Genomic DNA, 23,791 nt, shown 5'->3' with positions numbered 1-23,791 from the left:
ACGCGACGATTCATATGGTATTTTTCGGCAGATCGCCGTAAGCATTGCGCAAGATGACGATCGACCAGACTGACCGCCTCCTGCTCGTGCTCTTGACCGAGAACGCCCGCGCGCCGGTCGCCGAGCTTGGCCGCAAGCTCGGCCTGTCGCGCACCACCGTGCAAAGCCGGATCGAGCGGCTGGAACGGCGCGGCGTCATCGCCGGCTATACCGCACGCCTCTCCGACGATCATGAGAAGGGGATGGTCAAGGCGCATGTGCTGATCACGGCGATGCCGAAGCTCGCGCCTAAGGTCGAGACGGAGCTGCGCCGGATTCCGGAGGTCCGGATGCTGCATTCCGTCAGCGGGCATTTCGATATGATCGCGATCGTGGTGGCGCCCTCGATCGGCGAGCTCGACCAGCTCATCGACCGGATCGGCGGACTTGAAGGCGTCGAGCGGACGATGTCCTCGATCATCCTCTCGACGCGGATCGAGCGTTAGCTGCCGGCGTCCGGCGCTCCATGGCTTGCCAGGTGCGGGCGCAGCGGCTTTGATCCTGGGAGGCCGTCTCTCACGACGCGGCGGATTCAATCATACCAATCAGCTTGCATACCAAACAGCCTGTTCAAGCAGGCGGCTATCGGGAGAGAAGCATGACGGTCGTTGCATTGTTCGGCGCTGGCGGAAAGATGGGGATGCGGCTTGGGCGCAACCTGGCCGGGTCGCGTTTCCAGACGCGCCATGTCGAGGTCAGTCCGGCCGGCCGCGAGCGCGTGACGCAGGCCTATGGCGTGGATTGCGTCGACGCGGCCGAGGCCATCCAGGGCGCGGATGTCGTGGTGCTGGCGGTGCCCGATACGGCGGTCGGCGCGGTCGCGCATGACCTCGTGCCGAAGCTTAGCCCCGGCACCATGGTCGTCATCCTCGATGCCGCTGCCCCGCATGCCGGCCACCTACCTGAGCGCGCCGACATCAGCTATTTCGTCACCCATCCCTGCCACCCGCCGATCTTCAACGACGAGACCGATCCGGCGGCGAAGGCTGACCATTTCGGCGGCATCGCCGCCAAGCAGCATATCGTCAACGCATTGATGCAGGGGCCCGACGCGCATTATGCGCTCGGCGAGGAGGTCGCGCGCGCGATCTGGGCGCCGGTGATGCGTTCTCACCGGGTCACGGTCGAGCAGATGGCGATCCTGGAGCCCGGCCTGTCGGAGACCGTCTGCGCCACGCTGCTGGATGCGATGCGCGAGGCGATGGAGGAAGCGATCGCGCGCGGCGTGCCGCGCGAGGCGGCGCGCGATTTCCTGCTCGGCCATATGAACATCCTCGCCGCCGTGACCTTCGAGCAGGTCCAGGGCGTGTTCTCCGACGCCTGCAACAAGGCGATCGTCTTCGGCAAGGACACGATCCTCAAGCCGGACTGGAAACGGCTTTTCGAGCCGGAGGAGATCTCCGAGAGCGTGCGCCGCATCACCTGAGGGGATTGGCCTGAAATGAACTGAGCGATCTCAGAGGTTTGCGATCGCTTGACATCCCCGCGCCGTCATTCCGGACAAGCCGCGCAAGCGGCGCTGATCCGGAATCCATCGAAGGGCGACGCACTCTACGATGGATTCCTGGGTCTCCGCTTCGCTGCGCCCGGGATGACCGCGTGTTTGATTTTTTTGACTATATCATATTGAAATCGCGACACTTTCTGCTCTGCTCCTGACGATCTCGGTCCCGATCATCTCGTGCGCCGCTCATTCCCGACGCTGGTCACGCAGGCCTGCGCTCGCATCTCCTGCCTCAATTTTTTGCCGAACCCGCCCGTGGATTGAGCGCTCGCGCCTCGATTGGCTCTTGACGTGTCCCATTGGTATACCAAAAATATCCCACAAGGAGCCAATACCTTTGACCACGCCATCAAGCCTTTCCGACGCGAGCCTCGCCGACGACGTCGACGAGTCGCTTGCCGAGCGCGCCAAGCAGCAGATCCGGCAGATGATCCTCGTCGGGGAATTGCCTGGCGGCGCGGTCGTCCAGGATCGCCGCCTGGCCGAAAAGCTCGGCCTGTCGCGGACGCCGGTTCGTGAGGCGCTCGGCCGGCTGGTGGGCGAGGGCTATCTGCGCCGCGACCGGCGGATCCTCACCGTTCATTCGGTCTCGATCGAGGACGTCATGGAAATCCTGGCGACCCGTCGTGTCCTTGAAGGGGAGACGGCGCGGCTGGCGACCGGCAGGCTCGCGCCGGTGCGCATCGCCGAGATCCGCGCCGCCGTCGAAGGCATGGTCAGCGCGGCGGCCGTCTCGCATGACAAGCACTGGTCGGTGGACGATCTGGTGCATCTCTCCATCGCCGAGGCCGGCGGCAACGGGCTGATGGCGCGCATGGTCAAGGATCTGCGCGAGCGGACCCGGATGTTCGGGCTCGCCCGGATTCCGCGCCGCTTCGATCCGGGCAAGGGCGAGCACCTCGCCATTCTGGCTGCGATCGAAGCCGGCGATGCAGAGGCTGCCGCACGGGCCATGCAAAGCCATATCGACAATGCCCGCCAGGGCATCCTCGACCTGCTGGCGGGAACGCTGGCGAGGGATGCGCGGTGAAGCGGCTCAGCATCAGGTCATGGCGCGCAAGCCAGGAAAGGACGACAAGATGAGCGGACGGCTGCTCTTCCTGCAGAACGGACCCAGCCGGGACTCGGTCGCGCAACTCCCCGAGCGCTTCGCCTCATGGGGGCTCGATGTCGATGCGCGCTGGGCCTATGACGGCGACTTCCCCGGGGAGCTCGACGACTATGACGGCATCTTTCTCTCCGGCAGCCCGCACGGCGCCTATGAGGACGTGCCCTTCATCCATCGCGAGCATGAGCTGATCCGGGAGGCCGAGAGCCTCGACATCCCGATGCTCGGCGTCTGCTTCGGCAGCCAGATCCTTGGTTCGGCGCTTTGCGGGCGCGACCAGGTGTTTCGCCGCTCCTTCTGCGAGGTCGGCAACAAATGGCTCGATGTTGCGCCTACCGCCCGGACGGACCTGATCGCTGACGCGATCGGCGAGCGTGTCTACATGTTCGTCTGGCACAATGACGAGGTGCGCGCCGACCATCCGGACATGACGATCCTGGCTTCCAGCGATCTCTGCCCCAACCAGATCTGGCGTTACCGCGATCGCAAGGTCTGGGGCATCCAGGGCCATCCCGAAGTGACGCAGGCGCAGGCGCGGGTCTGGTTCGAGCAGAGCCGCGCCACGATGGAGCGCGACGGCGCCGATATCGAACAGCTCAAGGCGACCGCCGACGAGGCGCTGCCCGCCAAGACCATGCTCAGCAAATTCGCCGCCCTGTGCGGCGCCACGGCCGCGTAGCCCGCGTCCAATCTTGAGGAGAAGCGTGATGAAGAAGCTGCTCATCGCAGCGGCCGTGGCGGCTCTGCTCGCTCCGGTCGCGGCATCCGCCAAGGAGATGACCTTCGCCTCATGGGGCGGGGCCTATCAGGAGGCGATCCGCAAGGCCTGGATCACCCCGTTCTCGAAGGAGAGCGGCATCAAGGTCGAGGAGGATACCGGCCCCGATACCGCCAAGATCAAGGCGATGGTCGACACCAAATCGGTGACCTGGGACGTGGTGACCGGCGGTGGCGGCGGGCTGATGCGCGGCGTCAAGCTCGGCCTGTTCGAGAAGATCACGCCCGACATGGTCAAGACCGACCATGTCCTGCCCGGTGCGCGCAATGACTACGCCATTCCCTCCGAGATCTTCTCGACCCTGATCGGCTATTCGACCAAGGCCTTCCCGGCCACGGGTGCGCAGCCCAAGAGCTTCGCCGACTTCTGGGACACTGCGAAGTTCCCGGGCAAGCGCACGCTGCCCGATGCGCCGGAGACGGTGGTCGAGGCAGCGCTGCTCGCCGATGGCGTGCCGATGGCCGATGTCTACAAGACGCTTTCGACTGAAGCCGGCCTCAAGCGCGCGCTCGACAAGATCCGTGCCTTGAAGCCGCAGGTCGCGGTCTGGTGGTCGAGCGGAGCGCAGCCCGTCCAGGCGCTGGGCTCCGGCGACGTCGTCATGGCGCTCGGTTGGAACGGCCGCTTCCAGGCCGGCATCGATTCGAAGCTGCCGATCGCGATGGCCTGGGACCAGCAGATCCCGCAGGTCGGCTTCTTCATGATCCCCAAGGGCGCGCCCAACAAGGCGGAGGCTGTCGCCTTCCTGAACTACATGGTCAAGCCCGAGAACAATGCCCGGCTGAGCGAATATGTCGCCTATGGCCCGGTGACCGAACAGGCCTGGGCCTCGATCGATGCGGCCCGCGCCGCCAACCTGCCCTCCACCCCGGAACGCCTCAAGAACGCGCTCTTCCTCGACATCGAATGGTGGGCCGAGAACGGCGCGAAGGTGACGGAAGCCTACAAGACGATGCTCAAGGAATGACGATGGCGACTCCCAGCTACTGGTTCCCGCGCGAGGATTATCTCGCGCGGGTCGACAAGATCCGTGCCGAACTCGTGCGGACCGGGCAGGATGCGTTCATCGCCTTCCTGCCGGAGACGGTGACCTATCTCACCGGCTTCTTCACGCGCGGCTATACGAGCTTCCAGTTCGCGATCATCCCGGCCGATGGCGAGCCGGTGCTGTTTTGCCGCGATGTCGAGGAATATTACCTCGACGCGACCTGTGTCTTCCCCAAACGGGTGATGTGGACCGATTCTGACGATCGCCATGCCGTCGCGGCTCGCGCGATCAGCGAGGCGGTGGGCGCCAAGGCGCGGCTCGCCGTCGAGATGCAGGCCTGGCCGCTGAGCGTGTCGCGTTATGACGCCTTGCGCGCGGCCTTGCCGGAGGCGCAATGGAGCGACGCCTCGCGTTTCGCCACAGAAATGCGCTTCATCAAATCCCGCGCCGAGATTGCCTATCAGCGCTCTGCCGGCAAGGCTGCGGAAGCCGGCATGGCGGCCGGCATCGCCTCGGCCAAGGCCGGCGCGAGCGAGCGTGAGATGGCGGCCGAGATCTGCGCTGCGATGATCCGCGCCGGCAGCGACCTGCCGGGGCCGGGCGTGCTCTCCTCGGGCGAGCGCGCCTATCACCTGCATGGCGGCTATTCCGATCGCGTGCTCGAGCGGGGCGACATCGTCCAGTTGGAGACGACGCCCAATGTCCGGCACTACCACGCCCGCTTCATGCGGCCGATCAAGGTGGCGCAGGCGACCGATGCCGAGCACGCCATCGTCGAGCAGCTGATCGCCATCCAGGACGCCGCGATCGCCGCAGTGAAACCCGGTGTGGCGGCAACCGTGCCCGATACGATCTATCGCGAGGGCGTGCTCGCGGCCGGCCTGCGCGAGACCTATACCAACAAGACCTTCTACTCGGTTGGGCTGATGCTGCAGCCCAATGGCGGCGAGCCGCTGGAGGCCGAGCCCAAGGCGAGCTGGTCCTTCGTGCCCGGCATGACCTTCCACACTTATGTGCTGGCGAAGGGGTTCGGCATGTCCGAAACCATCGCCGTGACGGACAAGGGCTGCGAGCGACTGACCAACTTCCCGCGCCGCTTGTTCGTGTCGTGAGGCTGGCCGCGTGACCGTGATCGCCACCAGCGAAGGGCGTGGCCGCAGCGCGGTCGGGCGGGGTTTCCCCGTCTGGCTCGGCCTCGCGCCCTTCGCGCTCGTGCTCGCCGTCCTGTTCGCCGCGCCGGTCCTGTCCCTGCTGCGGCTCGCCTTCGGCGAGGGCGCTTTCACGCTGGCGCAGTTCCAGCGCTTGATCGACGTGCCGGTCTATCGCTCGGTGCTGGGCACGACCTTCGGCATTGCGGGTCTGGTCACCGGGCTCTCGGTGCTGGCGAGCTATCCGCTCGCCTATGTCATGGCGACGGTTGGGCCGCGCACGCGCAACCTGCTCCTGATCTTGGTCCTGCTGCCGTTCTGGACGAGCGCGCTGGTGCGCACCACGGCCTGGATCATCCTGCTGCAGAGCAATGGCGTGGTGAACCAGCTCCTGATGGCGGGTGGTTTGACCTCGTCGCCGATTGCCTTCGTCTATAATCTCTCGGGCGTGCTGATTGGCATGACGCATGTGCTGATGCCCTTCGTCGTGCTGCCGCTCTATGCCGCCTTCCGCAGTCTCGAACTTTCGACGGTCCAGGCGGCCGAGGGCCTGGGCGCCGGGCCGCTCACCATCTTCAGCCGCATCATCCTGCCGCTGACGGCGCCGGGCGTGGTCGCGGGCGCGATGATCGTCTTCATGAACGCGATCGGCTTCTACCTGACGCCGGCGCTGATGGGCGGGCCGGGGCAGACGATGATCGCCCAGATGATCGCCTCCAACATCAACAAGGAGCTCGACTGGCCTTTTGCGGCGGCGTTGGCGAGCGTCCTGCTGGTTGCGACGGTCTCGCTGCTGGCGCTGTTCCAGCGCCGCTTCGGCCTCGATCGCCTGATCGAGGGCGGCGGCGGCAAGGCGGGCGAGCCCTTCACCGTGACCTCGCGCGGACGCTCATGGGGCGGCTGGGCGACGGTCGCGACGGCGGTGCTGGTCGCAGCCTTCCTGATCGCGCCGATCGTCATCGTCTTCCCAATGAGCCTGGGCTCCTCGCCCTTCCTGAGCTTCCCGCCCGACAGCTACAGCCTGGTCTGGTACGAGAACTTCTTCTCGACCAGCAAATGGATGGCGGCGCTGACGCGCTCGCTGCAGATCGCGGGGCTGGTGGTGGTGATCTCGGTCGGGCTCGGTACGCTTGCTGCGCTCGGGGTCTCGCGGATGCAGCCGCGCTGGCGCGCCTTGGTCGAGACGCTGTTCATCCTGCCGATGATCGTGCCGGTGATCATCCTGGCGGTCGGGCTCTACTACCTGCTCGCGCCGACGGGCCTCGTCGGCTCGATCTGGGGCGTGACGCTCGGCCATGTCGTGCTGGCGACGCCCTATGTCTTCATCACCGTGCGGGCGGCATTGAAATCCTTCGACGGCAATCTCGAACTCGCCGCTCTGGGCCTGGGCGCCTCATGGCCGACGATGTTTCGCCGGGTCATGCTGCCGGGCATCGCGCCGGGCATCGCGGCGGGCGCCATCTTCGCCTTCATCACCTCCTTCGACGATGTCGTGATCGCGCTGTTCCTGACCAATATCCGCAGCCGGACCCTGCCGAAACTGATGTATGAGGGCGTCGCGAACGAGATCGACCCGACCATCATCGCCGCCTCCTGTCTCATCATCCTGGTGACGATCCTGGTTCTGGGCGCCAACCTCCTCGTCTCGAAGCGCACATGACATGACCATTCCCGCTCTCGGCAAGGCCGTCTCGATCCGTACGCTCGACAAGCATTACGGCCGCACCAAAGCCCTGGACGGCGTCTCTCTGGAGATCGCGGCCGGCGAGTTCTGCACGCTGCTCGGCGCCTCCGGCTCGGGCAAGACGACCCTGCTCAAGACCATCGCCGGCTTCGAGAGCTATGATGCCGGCGCGATCCTGGTTGGAGGCGCGGATATCGGCCCGGTACCGGTGTCGAAGCGCAATATCGGCATGGTCTTCCAGAACTACGCGCTGTTCCCGCATATGAGCGTGCGCCGCAACGTTGCCTTCGGCCTGGAGATGCGGCGCCTGGCGAAGCGGGAGGTCGATGCCCGCGTCGAGGAGGCGCTGGCGCTGGTCGACCTTGCGGCGCTGGCCGAGCGGCAGCCGCGCCAGCTTTCAGGCGGGCAGCAGCAGCGTGTCGCGCTGGCACGCGCGCTCGTCATCCGCCCGGACATCCTGCTGATGGACGAGCCGCTCGGCGCGCTCGACAAGAATCTGCGCCAGTCGATCCAGCTGGAACTGAAGCGGCTGCACGCGGCGGTCGGCGCGACCGTCGTCTATGTCACGCATGATCAGGAGGAGGCGCTCTTCCTCTCCGACAGGATCGCGCTGATGGACAAGGGCCGCATCGTTCAGACGGCGAGCCCGCAGGAGCTCTATGCGAAGCCGGCAAATCGTTTCGTCGCAAGCTTCCTCGGCGAGTGCAATTTTATCGCGATGGAAGCAGGCGAGGTCGCGGTCAGGCCGGAGAAGACGCGCCTCGGCGAGCAGGCGAGGGTCTGCGACCGGACGATTCAGGCCGAGATCATGTCGGTGATCTTCATCGGCCGGGGTTACCGCATCCTGCTCAGCGCCGGCGGGCGCGAGATCATGGCGCTGGCCGAGGGCAGCGACGAGATCGCCGCGCTCAGGCCTGGCCAGAGCGTGGCGGTCGGCTTCGACCAGGGCGATGTCATGCCGCTGGCCGCGGCCTGACGAGGCGGCTGCCCAGCTTCGGCAACACGCCGTCATCCCGATTGTCCGGAATGACAGCGAGGGTCCGGGCAAGATTGGAAAGAGCTACCGCGCGCGCTTGGCGCCGACCAGCTCGTCCCACTTCCGGAAGGCTACGACCATCTTCTCGGGCTTCAGCGGCAGCTCGATCGGGTTGTTGGCGATGAGGTCGGCATATTCCGGCCGGCCGAATTCGGCGATGACCTTCTGGCTGCTTTCCGGGGCGAGCGAGAGCGGTACGTTCTTCACCGCCGGGCCCGGATAGAGATAGCCCTCGTCATAGGCATAGGCTTGCGCCTTGGGAGTGAGCACATAGGCCATCATGTCGAGCACCACGGCGAGGCGGTCGTTGGGGACGCCCTTGGGCACGCACATGAAGAAGGCGTCCGAGACCCAGTGGAAGCCTTTCAGCGTCTGGATCTTGGCCTCTTTCGGGACGATGCCGAGCGCGCGCGGATTGATGTCCCAGCCGGTCGTCGAGATGATGATGTCGCGCGAGCCGTCGCCGAACTCCTTCATCGTCGCGCCGGTACCGGTCGGGTAATATTCGACGTATTGGCCGAGTTCCTGGAGATAGGCCCAGGTCTTGTCCCAGCCACCCACCGGGTCCTGCGGGTCCTTGTCGCCGAGGATATAGGGCAGGCCCATCATGAAGGTGCGGCCCGGTCCCGAATTGGTTGGGCGGGCATACATGAAGCGGCCCGGATTGGCTTTGGCCCAGGCGAGCAGCTCTTCGGCCGTCGTCGGCACGGCCTTCACCCGCTCGGGGGCGTATTCGAGCAGCGGGCCTGACGGATAGTAATTGACCACGACGCCGAAGCCGTCGCCCTGGACCTTGTGCAGGTTGAGCGCCGCGGGCTCGTAGTTCTCTTCGATCTTTGGGAACTTGTCGGCGAAATCGGGCAGGATCTTCAGCCAGAGCTTCTGGTCGAGCCCGGCCGCGAGGCCGTCGCTGCCGGTGAGGACGAGGTCGAGATCGGCGCGGCCGGCTTCCTGCTGCGCCTTGATCTTGCTGGCGAGCTCGGGAGCGGGCGCCTTCACGAAGGCGATACGCGAGACCAGCTTGGGGTTGGCCGTACGATAATCCTCGAAGGCCTTCTGCATCAGGGCGAGTGCGCCGCCGACATCGATGATGCTGATCGCGACCGGCGCGCTCGGCAGCGCCGGCGACGCCGCGAAAGCGCCGGGCGCGCCGGCTGCGATTGCGCCCAGACCGCCCAGCACCGCGCGGCGGTTGATGCGCGTAAGATCCTGTTTCATCCGGTCTCTCCCCTGTTGTTGTGACTGGCTAGTTCCAACGCGTTTTCTTCACGCGAACCGGTATCCACTTCGCTCGAAAACGCTCTAATGCACCGTCTCGATCGTGCCGAAACGGCGTTCGATTCTGTCGACACGCGCGCGCCGGACCCTAAGATCGTCGGACCATTCGACCTCGCTGTCCGCGAGTGCGATGCCGTGAGCGGCCAAGGCCGGCGCAAGCACGGCGAGCGGGTGGCGCGAGCCCATCGCGATCGCTTCATCCGGGGTTGCGAGCCCCCAGGCGACGACGTTGCGGATTGCCGCATCGAGGCACAGCGCCGAGCCCGCGAGCAGGGCGGTGCCAGTCTGCCGGACCGAGCCGTCGGCGAGGCGCTCGACGCTCATGCCGGCGAAATCGTAGCGGCCCGGCCTGGCTGCCGCGCCGACCACCGCGTCGGTGACGAGGATCGAGCGCGTCAATCCCTTGGCCCGGATCAGCGATTGCAGGGCCTTGGGATGGATGTGGATGCCGTCGGCGATGAAGCTCGCCCACATCCGGTCCTCGGCGAGCTGGGCGAAGATCGGGTTGGCGAGCTTGTGGGCGGTCTGCGGCATGCCATTGCCGAGATGGGTCGAAAGCGTCGCGCCGGCTTCGGCTGCCGCCGCGACCTGATCGAAATCGGCGGCGGTGTGGCCGAGCGCGACGATGCGCCCTTGCCGGATCATGGCCTCGATCAATGCTGTGGCGCCCGCGATTTCCGGCGCGACCGTTACCATCAGGATCGGCCGCTCGAGCGCCTTCTCCAGGCGCTCGACGAGCCCGGAATCGGCTGCTGTCATGGCATCGGGCGGGTGGCAGCCGGCATAGCCGGCGGCGGGATTCAGGAAGGGGCCTTCGAGATGGTAGCCGGGGCACATCGCCGGCCCCAGCCGGCTGGCCGAGACCGCGGCATCGAGCGCCCTGAAGCGCGCCTCCAATTCATCGGGATGAGCGGTGATGATCGTCGGCAGGCAGGTCGTGACGCCGGTCGCGAGCATCGCTTCCAGCGCCTGGTCCAGTTCTGCGGCGGTGATCGTGCCGGAATTGAAGTCGACGCCGGCGAAGCCGTTGACCTGGAGATCGACGAGACCGGTCGAGATCAGCATCGCGCCGCCTCAGGCCTTGGCCAGCAGCGACGCCGCCGGCGGGTCGAGGAACAGCACGGTGTTGGGGTGGGTCTGCAGGATCGAGGCCGGGTGCAGCGGGCTCACAGGGCCTTCGACGGCGTCGCGGGTCGCCCTGGCCTTGCGCTCGTCGGGCACGGAGAGGACGATCAGCTTGCTCGTCATGATCTGCCGCACGCTCATCGAGATCGCGCGCTGCGGCACGGCCTCAAAGCTCTCGAACCAGCCTTCGCCGAATTGCTGGCGGCGGCAGGCTTCGTCCAGCGTCACCACGATATAGGGCTCGGTCGTCTCGAAATCGGCCGGCGGGTCGTTGAAGGCGAGGTGGCAGTTCTCGCCGATGCCGGCGAAGCAGACATCGATGCGCCGGCCGGCGATCAGCGCGTTCAGCCGCTGTGTCTCCGCCTGCGGGTCGTTTTCGCCATCGACGGGGACGAATGTAACCGCTCCACCTAGGGGAGCAACGAAACGCTCACGCAGATAGCGCCGGAAGCTCGCCGGATGGGCCTCGCTCAGGCCGACATATTCGTCGAGGTGGAAGGCCGTGACCTTCGACCAGTCGATGCCCTCGGCCGCGACGAGATGCTGCAGCACCTCGAACTGGCTCGCGCCGGTGGCGACGATGATCGTCGCCTCGCCATGGCGCGCCAGCGCCGCGCGGATCGCATCCGCGCCGAGCGCGGCAGCCTGTGCTCCGAGGGTCGCCTTGTCGGGAACGATGCGGATATCGAGCATGGTATTTTTGAACCGTTTGCGTTTGTTTTTGTTTGAAATTCTATCATTCGAGTTTAGAAAAGCACGCGATAAAGGCAATCGATATTTTTGAACGGTGTGGTTCTAAAAAGGGAGCGCGATGGCGCTTGCGAGCCTTGATGAGAGTATCTTCTCCAATGCCCATGAGCGCGACCGCGCCCGGGTCTATGGGCTGGTCGCGACGGGGCTCGCCCAGTCGCGCGCCGAGGCCGGGCGGCTTTCGGGTTTACGCTCCAGCACCGTCTCGCGTGTCGTCGCCGATCTTACGGTGCGCCGCCTCGTCGTCGAAAGCGTTGGGGAAACGGCGGGGCGAGGCCGGCCGGCCGGCGTGCTGCTCGCAAATGCGCGGCGCATTGGCGGTAGTGTGATCCATGTCGTCAGCCAGTCGCTGATGGGTGCGTTGGTCGACCTTAACGGCCAGATCATCGCCGAGCGCGCGGTCGCGCTCTCGCCCGAGGCCGACAACGAGGCGATGTCGCGCGCAATGTGCGGTCTGGCGGCCGAGTTGAAGGAGGCGACGCCGCTGGGCATGGCCCATGCCGGTACCGTGGTCTCACTATCGGGCCTGCTCGATCTGCGGGAGAAGCGCTGGCTGATGGCCTCGCGATGGCCGCGCATGCGTAGTCTCGACATCCAGGCCCTGCTCGATCCCGTCGCCGGTCCGGTCGAGATCTGCCGCAATCTCGACGCCGAATTGCGCGCCCGCGTCGCTCACGATCCCGGGCGTTTCTCGGGCGGAACGCTGCTGCTGCATTGGGGCTGGGGCATTGGTCTCGCCCATGCGGTCGATGGCGAACCCCTGGCGCCGGCCGGGGGGCCGTTCGGGGAGATCGGCCATTGGCGTTTCTCGGTGCTTGGCGAGCGGCGCTGCGGTTGCGGCAACACCGCTTGCCTGGAGACCGGTGCGGCGCTGTGGGCGCTGCTGCCGGTCCTGCGCGGCCATTGGCCCGAGCTTGACGAGGACGAGGCCGATCTCGCCGAGCGGTTTTCCAGCCGCGACCTGATGAGCGTGCCCGAGATCGATGCGGCCGCGCGCATCCTGGCGCGGGCGCTGGCCAATGCCTGCCGCCTGCTCTTTCCCCAGCGCATTATCGTCAGCGGCCCGCTGGTTGCCAATGCGCGGCTCTGGGCGCATTTCGATGCGCTGTTTCGGGCGGAGGGTGCGATGGAAGGGCTCGCTGTGCCGCAACTGACCAGTGTGCGCGCGAGCCAGGATCACGAGATCCAGGGCGCGGCGGCGCCATTGCTCCGCCGCGCCACCGAGGCGCTCCTGAAGGGGCCGTGATAAGAGAGCCTCAGGACAGCGGCCAGCCCTTGGGCGAGGATACGGCCCGCATCACGCCGCGCAATTCCGCCAGGCCTTTCAGCCTGCCGATGATCGGGTAGCCGGGATGGGTCGGCCTGCCGATATCGTCGAGCAGTTCATGGCCATGGTCGGGCCGCATCGGGATGCGCCAGCTTTCGTCGCCCGCGAGGCGGCGGCGCTCCTGCTCCTCCAGCAGCACCGAGACCAGCGCGACCATGTCGGTGTCCCCGTCGAGATGGTCGGCTTCCATGAAGGAGCCGTCCGCTTCCTTGGCGACATTGCGCAGATGGGCGAAATGGATGCGGCTGGCGAAGCGCTTGGCGATGGCGGGCACGTCGTTATGCGGGCCGGCGCCGAGCGAGCCCGAGCACAGGGTCAACCCGTTGGCGATGCTGTCCACCGCGCCGAGCACGAAGGCGATGTCGTCGCCGCCCGAGACGATGCGCGGTAGACCCATCAGCGAGCGTGGCGGATCGTCGGGATGGATGGCGAAGCGCATGCCGAGTTCCTCGGCGGTCGGGATGATCTCGCGCAGGAAGCGCGCCAGGTTCTCGCGCAGGATCGCCGGCGTGATGCCGCTATAGCGGCCCAGCATGCGCCGGAGACCGGGGATGTCGTAGCGATCGAAGGCGCCGGGCAACCCGGCCATGATCGTCGCCAGCAACTGCGCCTTGGTGCTTTCGGAAGCGGTCTTGGCCCAATGCCGTGCGGCTTCCAAGGTGGCGGGAGCGAATTCGGCTTCCGCGCCCGGCCGCTCCAGCATGTAGCAGTCGAAGGCGGCGAATTCGACGATACCGAAGCGCAAGGCGCGGCCGCCGCCGGGCAGGGGATGGGCGAGCTCGGTGCGCGTCCAGTCCAGCACGGGCATGAAGTTGTAGCAGATCGTCTTGACGCCGCAGGCGGCCAGATTGCGCATCGAGGCGCGGTAATTGTCGAAAAGCGGGGTGAGGTCGCCTTCGTTCAGCTTGATCCGCTCATGGATCGGCAGGCTCTCGACCACGCTCCAGCGCAGGCCGAGCGACGGGTCGGCTGCGATCAGCGCCTTGCGCTCCTCGATCGCGGCAATGCTCCAGACCTCACCATAGGGGATGTCGTGCAGGGAGGTGACGATCCCGCGCGCGCCCGTCTGCCGGATCTGCGACAGCCCGACCGCGTCCTTCGGGCCGAACCAGCGCCAAGTTTCTTCCATAACGTCTCTCCCTGCGGGCGCTTGCTGCGCTGCCAGTGTCTTGCAGTGTCTCGTCTCAGTCCCGTGGCGGGCCGAGCCGGCTCTTGTCGAAGGCGTCGACATGCGCTTGTGCGATCGCTTCGATCGCGTCGAAAACGGTGCGCAGATGGGCGCGCATTGCAGCTTCCGCGCCGCTCGCGTCGCCGCGGCCGACACAGGCCGCGATCTCGCGGTGCTCCCGGAGGATCATGTCCGACCAGGACGGCGTCTCCAGCGAGAGGCAGCGCACCCGGTCGAGCTGGGCCTTGACGGCTTCGATCATGCTCCAGACCGAAGGGTGGCCGGCAAGGCGCGACAATTCGGCATGGAAGCTCTCATCCAGGCGAAAGAAGCTCTTGCGGTCGCCTGCCGCCATGGCCTGGCCCTGCTGCGCGACGAGAGCGTCGAGCCGCGCCTTGCCGGCGGCGTCGATGCGCTCGGCCGCCAGGACGACAGTGCGGCATTCCAGTGTTTCGCGGACGAACTGGCTGTCATGGACGGCTGCGAGGTCGATCGGCGCGACGAAGGTGCCGGCTTGCGGCCGCACGAGCAGGAAGCCCTCATCGACCAATCGCTTGAAGGCTTCTCGCACCGGCGTGCGGCTGACCCCGAATTGCGCCGCCATGCGCGCCTCCGACATCGCCTTGCCCGGCAAGATCGCGGCGTCGAGGATATTGGCCCGAAGCGCACGGTAAATCTGATCGGCGCTTTGTCCCGCCGTGGAGAAGGTCATTGCATTCTCACTCGCTAGTATACTAGCATACCAATGCCGCGATCAGAGCGTCAACCGTCGTCAGGCGGAAGGCGTCACGGATGTTGCAAAGGGGAGACCCGGCGCGATGTCCGAATGAAACAACACAGCGGTGGACATTGTCGGGGAAGAGGCCATGGCACGGGACAGGACCAGCGCAGACGCATCTCGACTCGAGTGCGGTCTCCCAGCAGCAGCGCTCGCCGCCTCGCTTCTCAGTGCATGATCTTGGCTGTGTTTCCGCTCGGCCCCATTCCTTTGTTAGACGCTTGGCCCTTGTTCAACACTTGGCCCTTGTTCGACGCCTCGCTCCCGCCTGCTCCAGGCGGCCTGCGCCTGCCCTCAATCCTGTGGCTTCCATGACAATACACGCAGCGAATTTCCACGAGCTCAGGCTCGATCGACTCAGTCGCGATTTCGGCACGCACAACGCGCTGAAGGACGTCTCCCTGACGATCAAGAAGGGCGAGTTCATCGCACTTCTCGGCCCGTCGGGTTGCGGCAAGTCGACGACACTGAACCTGATCGCCGGTCTTCTGCCCGCCACGGGCGGCGGCATCTGGCTCGACGACAAGCGCATCGACCCGCTGCGGCCCGAAGAGCGTGGCTTCGGCATGGTGTTCCAGAACTACGCGCTGTTTCCGCATATGAATGTCCGCCGCAATATCGGCTTCGGGCTCAAGATGCGCGGCCTGCCCAAGGCCGAGATCGACAAGCGCGTCGACGAGGCGGCCGCTCTGGTGCGCCTGCAGAGCCAGGTCGACAAGCTCCCCGGCCAGCTTTCAGGCGGCCAGCAGCAGCGCGTCGCGATCGCCCGCGCCATCGTGGTCGAGCCGCCGTTGGTGCTGATGGACGAGCCCCTGTCCAATCTCGACGCCAAGCTGCGCCTCGAGATGCGCGCCGAAATCCGCCGCATCCACAACACGCTCGGTGCGACCACGATCTATGTCACGCATGACCAGGAAGAGGCCCTGTCGCTCGCCGACCGCATCGTGGTGATGCGCGATGGCGAAGTTCGCCAGGTCGGGGTGCCGGAGGATTTGTTCTCGCGGCCCGACCATCTCGACGTCGCCGAGTTCATGGGTTTCCGCAACGTGGTGGTCGGGCGCGTCACCTCCGTCGATGGCGGCGTGGCGCAAGTCTCTGTCGGCTCTGCCAGCGTGACCGGGCGGGTTCGCAGCGCGGTCGCTGCGGGTGCGGCCTGCCATGTCGCGATCCGGCCGGAAGACCTGAACCCGAGCACCGAAGGCGGGCTCAAGGCGACGATCATCTCGACCGAGTTCCGCGGCCGTGAATTCGTCGGCTTCGCGCGCATGCAGGATGGCACCGATCTGTCCTTCCTGGCTCACACCAAGCTGGAACCCGGCACGAGCGTCACGCTGGGAGCCGATCCCGAACGCGTGCTCGTCTTCGGCGGGGGGGCGGCATGAGCGCTGTTCCCGACACGATCCCGCTGCAGCAGCGGCTCGCGGCTCGCGGCGTCGATGGCTTGACCCTGCTGGTCCTGCCGGCGGTGCTGTTCCTGCTGGCGCTCTTCGTCTACCCGTTCCTTTACGGGTTGGTCTTGTCCTTCAATCCCAAGAGCGGCGGCGCGCTGGCGAACTACACCAAGTTCTTCTCCGACTCGTTCCTCTACGGCACGATCGCGACGACGCTCTGGCTCGCTCTGCCAGTGACGTTCCTGACCTTGCTCTTCGCGGTCCCGATCGCATTCCGCGTCAGGCTGCTGCAGCATCAGCGCCTGCTGACAACGCTGCTGGTGATCCCGATCACGCTCGGCACCGTGCTGGTCGCGCAGGGGTTGTTGAACTATCTCGGCCCGCAGGGCTGGTTCAACCGGACCCTGCTGACGCTGGGCCTGATCTCGACCCCCATCAAGCTCCTGCACAATTACTGGGGCGTCGTGATCTCGCTGGTGATCACCGGCTTCCCCTTCACCTTCCTGCTGACGCTGTCCTATCTCTCGGGCATCGATCCGGCGCTGGAGCGGGCGGCGGCGACGCTGGGGGCAGGCCCCTGGCAGCGCTTCAAGACCATCATGTTCCCGCTGCTGCTGCCAGGGCTGGCGATCACCTTCTGCCTGAGCTTCGTGCAGGCCTTCTCGGTCTTTCCCTCGGCTGTGCTGCTGGGTGCACCGGCGGGGCCGACGCGGGTGATCTCGATCGCGGCCTATCAGGCAGCCTTCGAGGAGTATGATTATTCGATGGCCTCGGCGGTGGCGATGATCATGGGCGTCGTTCAGCTCGGGATCGTCGTCCTGATCCTGAGCGCGCGCGGCCTGCTCTATCGCGGCCCGGCCGGCGGCGGGAAGGGCTGACGATCATGGTTGCAGATACCCGCCTCTCGACGAAGCTCTGGGCCGCCGCCAACTGGGCTGTCATCGGCTTCTTCCTGCTCAACCTGCTGGCAATGATCGCCACCGTGGTGACGAGCTCCTTTGCCTCGCGCTGGCTCGGCACCTGGTTCCCGGCCGGCTGGACCATCCGCTGGTACTCGGCCGCCTGGGCCGAGTTCCAGCTCGACGAGGTGCTCAGCGTCACCTTCCAGATCGTCTTCCTGGTGGTCCTCCTGTCGGGGTTGATCGGCGTGCCGGCAGCCTATGCGCTGGCGCGGCGCGAATTCCCCGGCAAGCGGCTCGTCATGCTGCTGTTCCTGCTGCCGCTGCTGGTGCCGCCGATCACTTTCGGCATTCCGCTGGCGACGGTGCTCTACCGGCTCGGCCTCGCCGGGCAGATGTCGGGCGTCGTGCTCGCCAATCTGGTGCCGACAGTGCCCTTCGTCATCCTGGTGATGATCCCCTTCATCGAGCAGATCGACACCAAGATCGAGGCGGCAGCGCGCGTCTTCGGCGCCAACACCTTCAAGCTCTTCGTGCATGTGCTCCTGCCTTTGCTGATGCCGGGCATTCTCGCCTCGCTGCTGCTCGTGCTGGTGCGCACCATCGCGATGTTCGAATTGACCTTCCTGACCGCGGGGCCGACCAGCCAGACGTTGGTCGTGGCGCTCTACTACGCCGTCTTCGCGGCCGGCGTGCGCGCCGTGCAGTCGATCGACGCGATGGCTGTGGTCTACATGGTCACGACGCTGATCTGGCTCGTGATCGCACTGCGCTTCGTCAACCCGACACAGATCGTCGGGCGGGGAGGGCGGCGCTGACACAAAACTAGCGCAGCCGGCTCAGGGCCGGCTGCGGAGGGATGAATTCAAGGCCCCGGCGCGCCCTGTCAAAGGGGGGCGGATAGAGGGTCGAACCTTCAGGGAGATAAGCCATGACAGATTCGACATATCCGACACGCAGACGCGTCGTGACTGGGGCGGCGGGACTTGCCGCGCTGGCCGCGACAGGGGCCCGGGCCCAGACCGCGCCGGTGGCGCTGAACATCATCGATGTCGCGGGCAATCTGCAATTGACGCAGGCCGCGATCGAGCGCTTCGGCAAAGACAATCCCAAGCTGATCTCGCGATTGAATTTTTCGCGGGCACCCTCGCCGGAACTGCCGGCGAAGCTCAAGGCGCAGCAGGAGGCAAACCGCGTCGATATCGACCTCGTCCTGACCGGGCCGGGCGCGATGTCGGATGGCATCCAGCAGGGCTTGTGGGTCGATGTCTGGACATCGCATGCGGCGAAACTGCCCAAGGCCGAGGAGGTCTATCACGAGCAGGCGCTGATGATGCAGCGCAATTTCGGCCAGAACGAAGGCGTCGCCGTCGTCTATTCGCCGTCGGGCCCGCTCTTCGAATATGCGCCCGAACGCCTCAAGGTCGTGCCCAAGACGGCCGAGGAGTTCTTGGCTTATGTCAAGCAGAACCCCAAGCGCTTCACCTATGCCCGGCCGGTCAATTCCGGCCCCGGCTGGACCTTCCTGCAGGGCCTGCCCTACATCCTCGGCGATACCGATCCGTCCGACCCGATGAAGGGTTGGGACAAGAGCTGGGCCTATCTCAAGGAGCTCGGAACCGGCATCGACTATTATCCCGGCGGCACCACGCCGACGATGAAGGAGCTCGGCGAGGGCACGCGCGACGTCATCGTCTCGACCTTGGGCTGGGACATCAATCCGCGTGCGCTCGGCATCGTGCCGAAGGAGGCCAAGGTCTTCGTGCTCGCCAACACGCACTGGATTCCCGACACCCAGTTCATGTGCATCCCCAAGGGCGTGCCGGCCGACAAGATCGCGGTGCTGCTGGCGCTGATGTCGCATATGCTGAAGCCCGAGGCGCAGGCCGCGACCTATGACAAGGGCTATTTCTACCCGGGGCCGGCGGTGAAGGGCGTGACGCTTGCCATGGCGCCGCAGGAGAGCCGCGACGTCCTCACTGAATATGGCCGCCCGGAATATGACGACCTCATCGCCAAGCTGCCGACCAGGCCGCCCTTGACGCCGGAGCGTCTCGTTGCCGCCTTCCGGCGCTGGGACCAGGAGATCGGCGTTGGGCACGGAGCACCGAAATAGGATGCGCTTCGCCGCGACAGGGCTGGACCACCGCCATATCTTCCACATGGTGGGCGGACTCATCGAAGCCGGCGCGCAATGCGTCGGCTTCGATCCGCGGACCAGCGACGAGCGCGTGCTGTCAGGCTTCCGCGAGCGCTTTCCCGCCCTCGCGCCGCGCAGCACGGACGAGCTACTCGACGACCCCTCGATCGAGCTGATCGTCTGCGCCGGCATTCCCGATGAGCGCGCCGCGCTGGCGATCCGCGCGATGCGGGCCGGCAAGGATGTCATGGTCGACAAGCCCGGCGTCACCACGCTGGCGCAGCTGGCCGAAGTCGAGGCGGTTGTGGCGGAGACCGGCCGCATCTTCTCGGTCTGCTTCTCCGAGCGCTTCATCGTTCCCGCGACCATCATCGCCGGCAAATTGATCGCGAACGGAGCGATCGGGCGCGTCGTGCAGACGATCGGGCTCGGGCCGCATCGGCTCAACCGCGCGATCCGGCCCGGATGGTTCTTCGACAAGGCCAGGTTCGGCGGCATTCTGACCGATATCGCCTCGCATCAGATCGACCAGTTCCTGCACTTCACCGGCTCGCGCGATGCCGAGATCGTGGCCTCCGCCACCGGTCATTTCGGCGCGCGCGACCTGCCCGACTTCGAGGATTTCGGCGAGATCCTGCTGCGCAGTCCGCAGGCTGGCGGCTATATCCGCGTCGACTGGTTCACCGCCGATGGCCTGCCGAGCTGGGGCGACGGGCGGCTCACCATCCTGGGAACCGAGGGCACGATCGAGCTGCGCAAATATGTCGATGTCGCAGGTCGACCGGGAACCGACCATGTCTTCCTCGTCGACAAGGTCGGCACGCGCCATATCGACGCCTCGCAGGAGCCATTGACCTATTTCCGCGACCTCGTCGCCGATATCGCCGCACGGACGGAGACGGCCATGGCGCAGGCCCATGTCTTCACAGTCTGCCGGCTGGCACTGGAGGCGCAGGCCAGGGCCGTGCGGCTGCAAGCGGAACCGGGCCGGGCCATGCCAGGGAGTGCACGCGCGTGACGGGCAAGATCGGCATCGCCATCATCGGGCTTGGGCCGGCTTCGCTGCCGCATTCCAAGAGCCTGCTCGATCTCGCCGATCGCAGCCAGGTGCGCTGGGCGGTCAGCCGCTCGCAAGAGCGCAGTGAGGCCTTTGCCAGGCAGTTTCCGTTCCCGGTGACGACCGATCTCGACGCCGTGCTGGCGGACCCCGCTGTCGATGCGGCGATCGTTCTGACGCCACCGAGCAGCCATCTCGACGCGTCGGCGCGCTGCTTTGAGGCCGGCAAGCATGTCCTGGTCGAGAAGCCGCTGGAATTGACGAGCGCGCGCGGCGCCCGCCTCGTCGAGGCGGCGCGAAAGGCCGGCAAGATCTTCGGCGTCGTGCTGCAGCATCGTTTCAGGCCGGCGAGCCTTCGCCTCAAGGCTGCGCTGGACGACGGCGAGCTCGGCAGCGTCGAGGCCGCCTTCCTGCGCGTGCCGTGGTGGCGGCCGCAATCCTATTATGACGAGCCGGGGCGCGGCACGCTGGCGCGCGATGGCGGCGGCGTCTTGCTGACGCAGGCGATCCACTCGCTCGACCTGTTCCGTTCGCTGGTCGGCGTCTCCAAGGTCGTGGCGGCGCAGGCTCGCATCACGGCGTTGCACCGCATGGAGACGGAGGACTACGTCTCGGCACTGCTCGAAACTGGCAATGGTGCGCCCGCGACATTGGTCGCGACCACGGCCGCCTATCCCGGCCATCCCGAGCGCATCGAGATCATCGGCAGCAAGGGATTTGCCGCATTGGTCGGCGGCCGGCTGGAATTGTCGTTTCTCGACGGCCGCTCCGAGATCGTCGAGGCCGAGGGCTCGACCGGCAGCGGCGCCAACATCATGGATTTCCCGCATGACGCCCATCGCGCCGTGATCGCGGATTTCCTCGATGCGATCACGCAGGGCCGCGATCCGGTCGTGACCGGCGAGGAGGCGCTGACCTCTCAGCGGCTCGTCGACGATATCCTCGCGGCAGCCGGCTGGAAGGCAGGCGAGGGAGGCGCGCCATGAGGCCGGGCTCGCGCCGCTCAAGCGTTCTACGGCAGGCGGGTCTCCGGCTGCAGCCGCACGATCTCGGCGCAAGCGAGCAGCAGGTGGTAGAGCACACGCACTGGGACCGCCTCAACGATGGCTTGCCCGGCGCTGTCGATCTGGTTGATCCAAAGCCCGGTCTTGCGATCGACGAAGCGGTCGAACATCAGGCGCAGATGGGCGTCGAGCCGGCCCGCCGCGGTTTCGTCGCCCTCGAACTCGATCCGTGCGACGAGCGCCTTGAGATATTCGGTCTGGGGCCAGAGCAGTGCCGCGCCGTTCAGAACCGCTCCGCTGGGGTCGATCTCGTTGATGACGGGACGCGTCGTGCCTTGATCCCGATGCCGCTCGGCGAAGCCGTAGAGCCGGCGTGCGTCGACGCGGGCGCTGGCGGAATGCGTCAATCGCTCATGGTGGTAGAGCAGCCAGGTCCATTCGTAGTGGTGGCCGGGCTCACGGACGAGTCCGCGCGGTTCCGGCCAGGCGTTCCAATCCTGGCCGAAGAACTCGCCGAGCGAATCCGTCGCCTCATCGAGCATGCGGCTGCGCATCAGCGCGACGATTGCGTCCGCGCGCGCGAGCCAGCGTCTGTCGCGGCTCGCTTCGGCCAAAGCGTGGCAGGCTTCGAGCAGGTGCATATGCGGGTTCTGCCGGCGCGGCAGGGTGCCCAGCGTATCCTCCCTGAAGCCGCCATCGGGATGCGCGAGCTGCGTCTCGATGAAGCCCATCACCTCTTCTGCCCGCGCCAAGGCCGGGCCATCACCGCTCGCCCTGGCGAACCAGCCGAGCGAGAACAGCACGAAGGCGAGGTCGTAGAAATCGGACCGCGCATCGACGACCTCTCCGCTTGTCCTGCAGCGATGGCAGAAGCGGCCATCGGGGCGCCGGCAGGTCGCCCAGAGGAAGGTCATGCCGTGGCGTGCAGCATCCAGCGCGCCGGGCACGCCGAGCAGATGCGCGTGGCTGAAGACATAGGTCAGGCGCGCCGTCACCAGCGTGCTGCGGATGTCGCTGCCGGAGGCTGCGCCGCCGGGCTCGAGCATCTCGACGAAGCCGGGCCGGGTGGGGTCGTAGACGCGCGCGAGCCAGCCCGGCAGCAGCGTTTCCTTCAGCCAGCCGGAGAGCGTGTCGGCGGTGTCGGCAGGCATGGCGTCGTCCTTTGCAGGCCCCGGCGTCGGGACATCTCGAAGGCGATGTATCGGGACGCTGCGAGCTTCGACAAGTGCGCGGCGCGACAACGCGCCATTTCATTTCCGCATCCGCCTCGGCGCTGCGGCCAAGGACGTCGGGCCTGACTCGACGGAGTTCCGGCCTGACGAAACAACCAAGCAAGGGAGACACACAATGACAGACGATCAGAGGACAAGAAAGCCGGGCGCTTCACGCCGGCAATTCGTCGAAGGCGGCGCAGCCATGCTGGCGACCCTGCCGGCGCTGGGTGCGACGGGCGCCTTCGCGCAGGCACCGGCGCTGCCGAAATCGCCGGTTGCGATCAGCGTGATCGATGTCGGCGGCGCGCTCGCTTTGCTGCAGAAGCCGCTCGAGAATTATCGCGACGCCAAGAAGAATCTGGTCTCGCGCATGACCTTCACCAAGGCGCCGGCGCCGGAGCTGCCGGGCAAGATCAAGGCGATGCAGGAGGCTGGCCGGGTCGATATCGACCTCATCATCGGCGGCCTGGATGCGCTCGCTGCCGGCATCGAGCAGAATCTTTGGGAGCCGCTCCTGCCGGCTCATGCGGCGTCGCTGCCCGATCCGACCAAGATCCTGCTGAAGGCCGCGCTCGACATGCATAATCTCGGCGGCGGCCAGGGCATGTGCGTGGTCTACTATCCCTCCGGTCCGCTGCTCGAATACATGCCGGCCAAGGTCAAGACGCCGCCGACCACGGTCGAGGAGCTGCTGACCTGGACCAAGCAGAACCCCAACCGCTTCCTCTATGCCCGTCCGGCCAATTCCGGCCCGGGCCGCACCTTCATCATGGGGCTGCCCTATCTGCTTGGCGACAAGGATCCCAAGGACCCGGTCAATGGCTGGGACAAGACCTGGGCTTATCTCAAGGAGCTCGGACAGAACGTCGAATACTACCCGACCGGCACCGGCGCGACGATGAAGGAGCTCGGCGACGGCTCGCGCGACATGATCGTCTCGACCACCGGCTGGGACATCAATCCGCGTGCGCTGGGCATCGTGCCGAAGGAAGCCAAGATCCAGGCGCTCAAGGGCTTCCACTGGGTCTCCGACGCCCAATACATGTTCGTGCCCAAGGGCGTTTCCAGCGAGAAGCTCGCCGTCATCCTCGACCTCATCAGCCACACGATGACGCCGGCGCAGCAAGCCTTCACCTATGACGAGGGCTATTTCTATCCGGGCCCGGCCGTGAAGGACGTGCCGCTCTCGATGGCGCCCGAAAGCAGCCAGAAGGCGATCGCCGAATATGGCCGGCCCGAATATGCCGACCTGATCGCCAATAATCCGATCGAGACGCCGCTGACGCCCGACAAGATGGTCGTGGCCTTCCGCCGTTGGGACGAGGAAGTCGGTACCAAGCGGAAATAGCTCTTCCGCTGGTAGGCTCTAGATCAC

General features: G+C 66.2%; 22 protein-coding genes. 16 read left to right on the top strand and 6 right to left on the bottom strand.

Annotated features, from left to right (window positions below; translation table 11 throughout):
* Positions 1–53 precede the first annotated feature (53 nt).
* From BMZ97_RS11260 to BMZ97_RS11225, 8 genes are all read left to right on the top strand, one after another.
* Positions 54–485 (top strand): Lrp/AsnC family transcriptional regulator, encoded by a 432-nt coding sequence (locus tag BMZ97_RS11260; RefSeq protein WP_092169029.1) that lies wholly within the window; start codon positions 54–56, stop codon positions 483–485.
* A gap of 152 nt (positions 486–637) precedes the next feature.
* Positions 638–1,465 carry a phosphogluconate dehydrogenase C-terminal domain-containing protein gene (locus BMZ97_RS11255; RefSeq protein WP_092168552.1) on the top strand — a complete coding sequence of 276 codons (828 nt, stop codon included), beginning with the start codon at positions 638–640 and terminating at the stop codon, positions 1,463–1,465.
* Positions 1,466–1,880: 415 nt separating this feature from the next.
* The gene (locus BMZ97_RS11250) at positions 1,881–2,573 is read left to right on the top strand and encodes a GntR family transcriptional regulator (RefSeq protein ID WP_210188232.1); all 693 of its coding nucleotides are present in this window, start codon (positions 1,881–1,883) and stop codon (positions 2,571–2,573) included.
* A gap of 49 nt (positions 2,574–2,622) precedes the next feature.
* On the top strand, positions 2,623–3,330 hold the full coding sequence (locus tag BMZ97_RS11245; protein ID WP_092169023.1) for a type 1 glutamine amidotransferase: 708 nt from the start codon (positions 2,623–2,625) through the stop codon (positions 3,328–3,330).
* A gap of 28 nt (positions 3,331–3,358) precedes the next feature.
* Positions 3,359–4,396, top strand: coding sequence for an ABC transporter substrate-binding protein (locus tag BMZ97_RS11240; protein ID WP_092168550.1), 1,038 nt, complete (start codon positions 3,359–3,361; stop codon positions 4,394–4,396).
* A gap of 2 nt (positions 4,397–4,398) precedes the next feature.
* On the top strand, positions 4,399–5,529 hold the full coding sequence (locus BMZ97_RS11235; protein WP_092169020.1) for a M24 family metallopeptidase: 1,131 nt from the start codon (positions 4,399–4,401) through the stop codon (positions 5,527–5,529).
* Between the two features lie 10 nt (positions 5,530–5,539).
* Positions 5,540–7,225: an ABC transporter permease subunit gene (locus BMZ97_RS11230; RefSeq protein WP_210188231.1), complete on the top strand. Its 1,686-nt coding sequence runs from the start codon at positions 5,540–5,542 to the stop codon at positions 7,223–7,225.
* A gap of 1 nt (position 7,226) precedes the next feature.
* Positions 7,227–8,225, top strand: coding sequence for an ABC transporter ATP-binding protein (locus tag BMZ97_RS11225; RefSeq protein WP_092168547.1), 999 nt, complete (start codon positions 7,227–7,229; stop codon positions 8,223–8,225).
* Between the two features lie 84 nt (positions 8,226–8,309).
* Here the strand turns inward: BMZ97_RS11225 and BMZ97_RS11220 are convergent, their stop codons facing one another.
* From BMZ97_RS11220 to BMZ97_RS11210, 3 genes are all read right to left on the bottom strand, one after another.
* Positions 8,310–9,503: an ABC transporter substrate-binding protein gene (locus tag BMZ97_RS11220; RefSeq protein WP_092168544.1), complete on the bottom strand. Its 1,194-nt coding sequence runs from the start codon at positions 9,501–9,503 to the stop codon at positions 8,310–8,312.
* Between the two features lie 84 nt (positions 9,504–9,587).
* Entirely contained in the window at positions 9,588–10,628 is a 1,041-nt protein-coding gene (locus BMZ97_RS11215) for an N-acetylglucosamine-6-phosphate deacetylase (RefSeq protein ID WP_092168541.1), read from the bottom strand.
* A gap of 9 nt (positions 10,629–10,637) precedes the next feature.
* Positions 10,638–11,381: a glucosamine-6-phosphate deaminase gene (locus BMZ97_RS11210; RefSeq protein ID WP_092168537.1), complete on the bottom strand. Its 744-nt coding sequence runs from the start codon at positions 11,379–11,381 to the stop codon at positions 10,638–10,640.
* A gap of 118 nt (positions 11,382–11,499) precedes the next feature.
* On the opposite strand from BMZ97_RS11210, the gene BMZ97_RS11205 reads away from it, so the two are divergent.
* Entirely contained in the window at positions 11,500–12,684 is a 1,185-nt protein-coding gene (locus BMZ97_RS11205) for an ROK family protein (protein WP_092168534.1), read from the top strand.
* 10 nt (positions 12,685–12,694) lie between these two features.
* Here the strand turns inward: BMZ97_RS11205 and uxuA are convergent, their stop codons facing one another.
* Both uxuA and BMZ97_RS11195 read right to left on the bottom strand, forming a co-directional pair.
* Complete coding sequence (gene uxuA / locus BMZ97_RS11200; RefSeq protein WP_092168531.1) at positions 12,695–13,894, bottom strand: mannonate dehydratase; 1,200 nt, start codon at positions 13,892–13,894, stop codon at positions 12,695–12,697.
* Positions 13,895–13,949: 55 nt separating this feature from the next.
* Positions 13,950–14,645 (bottom strand): GntR family transcriptional regulator, encoded by a 696-nt coding sequence (locus BMZ97_RS11195; protein ID WP_092168528.1) that lies wholly within the window; start codon positions 14,643–14,645, stop codon positions 13,950–13,952.
* A gap of 377 nt (positions 14,646–15,022) precedes the next feature.
* Here BMZ97_RS11195 and BMZ97_RS11190 point away from each other — a divergent pair, with 377 nt between their 5' ends.
* The 6 genes from BMZ97_RS11190 to BMZ97_RS11165 all read left to right on the top strand — a co-directional run bounded on the left by BMZ97_RS11190 (position 15,023) and on the right by BMZ97_RS11165 (position 21,184).
* Positions 15,023–16,093, top strand: coding sequence for an ABC transporter ATP-binding protein (locus tag BMZ97_RS11190; protein ID WP_092168525.1), 1,071 nt, complete (start codon positions 15,023–15,025; stop codon positions 16,091–16,093).
* Positions 16,090–16,980, top strand: coding sequence for an ABC transporter permease (locus tag BMZ97_RS11185; RefSeq protein ID WP_092168521.1), 891 nt, complete (start codon positions 16,090–16,092; stop codon positions 16,978–16,980). Before BMZ97_RS11190 ends, BMZ97_RS11185 begins: the two co-directional genes overlap by 4 nt.
* A 5-nt stretch (positions 16,981–16,985) precedes the next feature.
* Positions 16,986–17,819, top strand: coding sequence for an ABC transporter permease (locus tag BMZ97_RS11180; RefSeq protein ID WP_092168518.1), 834 nt, complete (start codon positions 16,986–16,988; stop codon positions 17,817–17,819).
* 113 nt (positions 17,820–17,932) lie between these two features.
* Positions 17,933–19,117: an extracellular solute-binding protein gene (locus tag BMZ97_RS11175; RefSeq protein WP_092168515.1), complete on the top strand. Its 1,185-nt coding sequence runs from the start codon at positions 17,933–17,935 to the stop codon at positions 19,115–19,117.
* Position 19,118: 1 nt separating this feature from the next.
* Entirely contained in the window at positions 19,119–20,159 is a 1,041-nt protein-coding gene (locus tag BMZ97_RS11170; protein WP_092168512.1) for a Gfo/Idh/MocA family protein, read from the top strand.
* Positions 20,156–21,184, top strand: a complete 1,029-nt coding sequence (locus BMZ97_RS11165) for a Gfo/Idh/MocA family protein (protein ID WP_092168508.1) — start codon at positions 20,156–20,158, stop codon at positions 21,182–21,184. The genes BMZ97_RS11170 and BMZ97_RS11165 overlap by 4 nt, the downstream gene beginning before the upstream one ends.
* Positions 21,185–21,210: 26 nt before the next feature.
* On the opposite strand, the gene BMZ97_RS11160 is transcribed toward BMZ97_RS11165, so the two are convergent.
* Positions 21,211–22,353 (bottom strand): AGE family epimerase/isomerase, encoded by a 1,143-nt coding sequence (locus BMZ97_RS11160; protein ID WP_092168505.1) that lies wholly within the window; start codon positions 22,351–22,353, stop codon positions 21,211–21,213.
* A gap of 196 nt (positions 22,354–22,549) precedes the next feature.
* Between BMZ97_RS11160 and BMZ97_RS11155 the strand changes: the two genes are divergently transcribed.
* The gene (locus tag BMZ97_RS11155; RefSeq protein ID WP_092168502.1) at positions 22,550–23,764 is read left to right on the top strand and encodes an extracellular solute-binding protein; all 1,215 of its coding nucleotides are present in this window, start codon (positions 22,550–22,552) and stop codon (positions 23,762–23,764) included.
* Positions 23,765–23,791 lie beyond the last annotated feature (27 nt).

Origin of the sequence: Allobosea sp. OK403 (genome assembly GCF_900113835.1) — a bacterium.
Taxonomy (GTDB): domain Bacteria; phylum Pseudomonadota; class Alphaproteobacteria; order Rhizobiales; family Beijerinckiaceae; genus Allobosea.
Note: the sequence above shows the minus strand (reverse complement) of the source record. Positions and strands in the feature narration are given on the sequence as shown.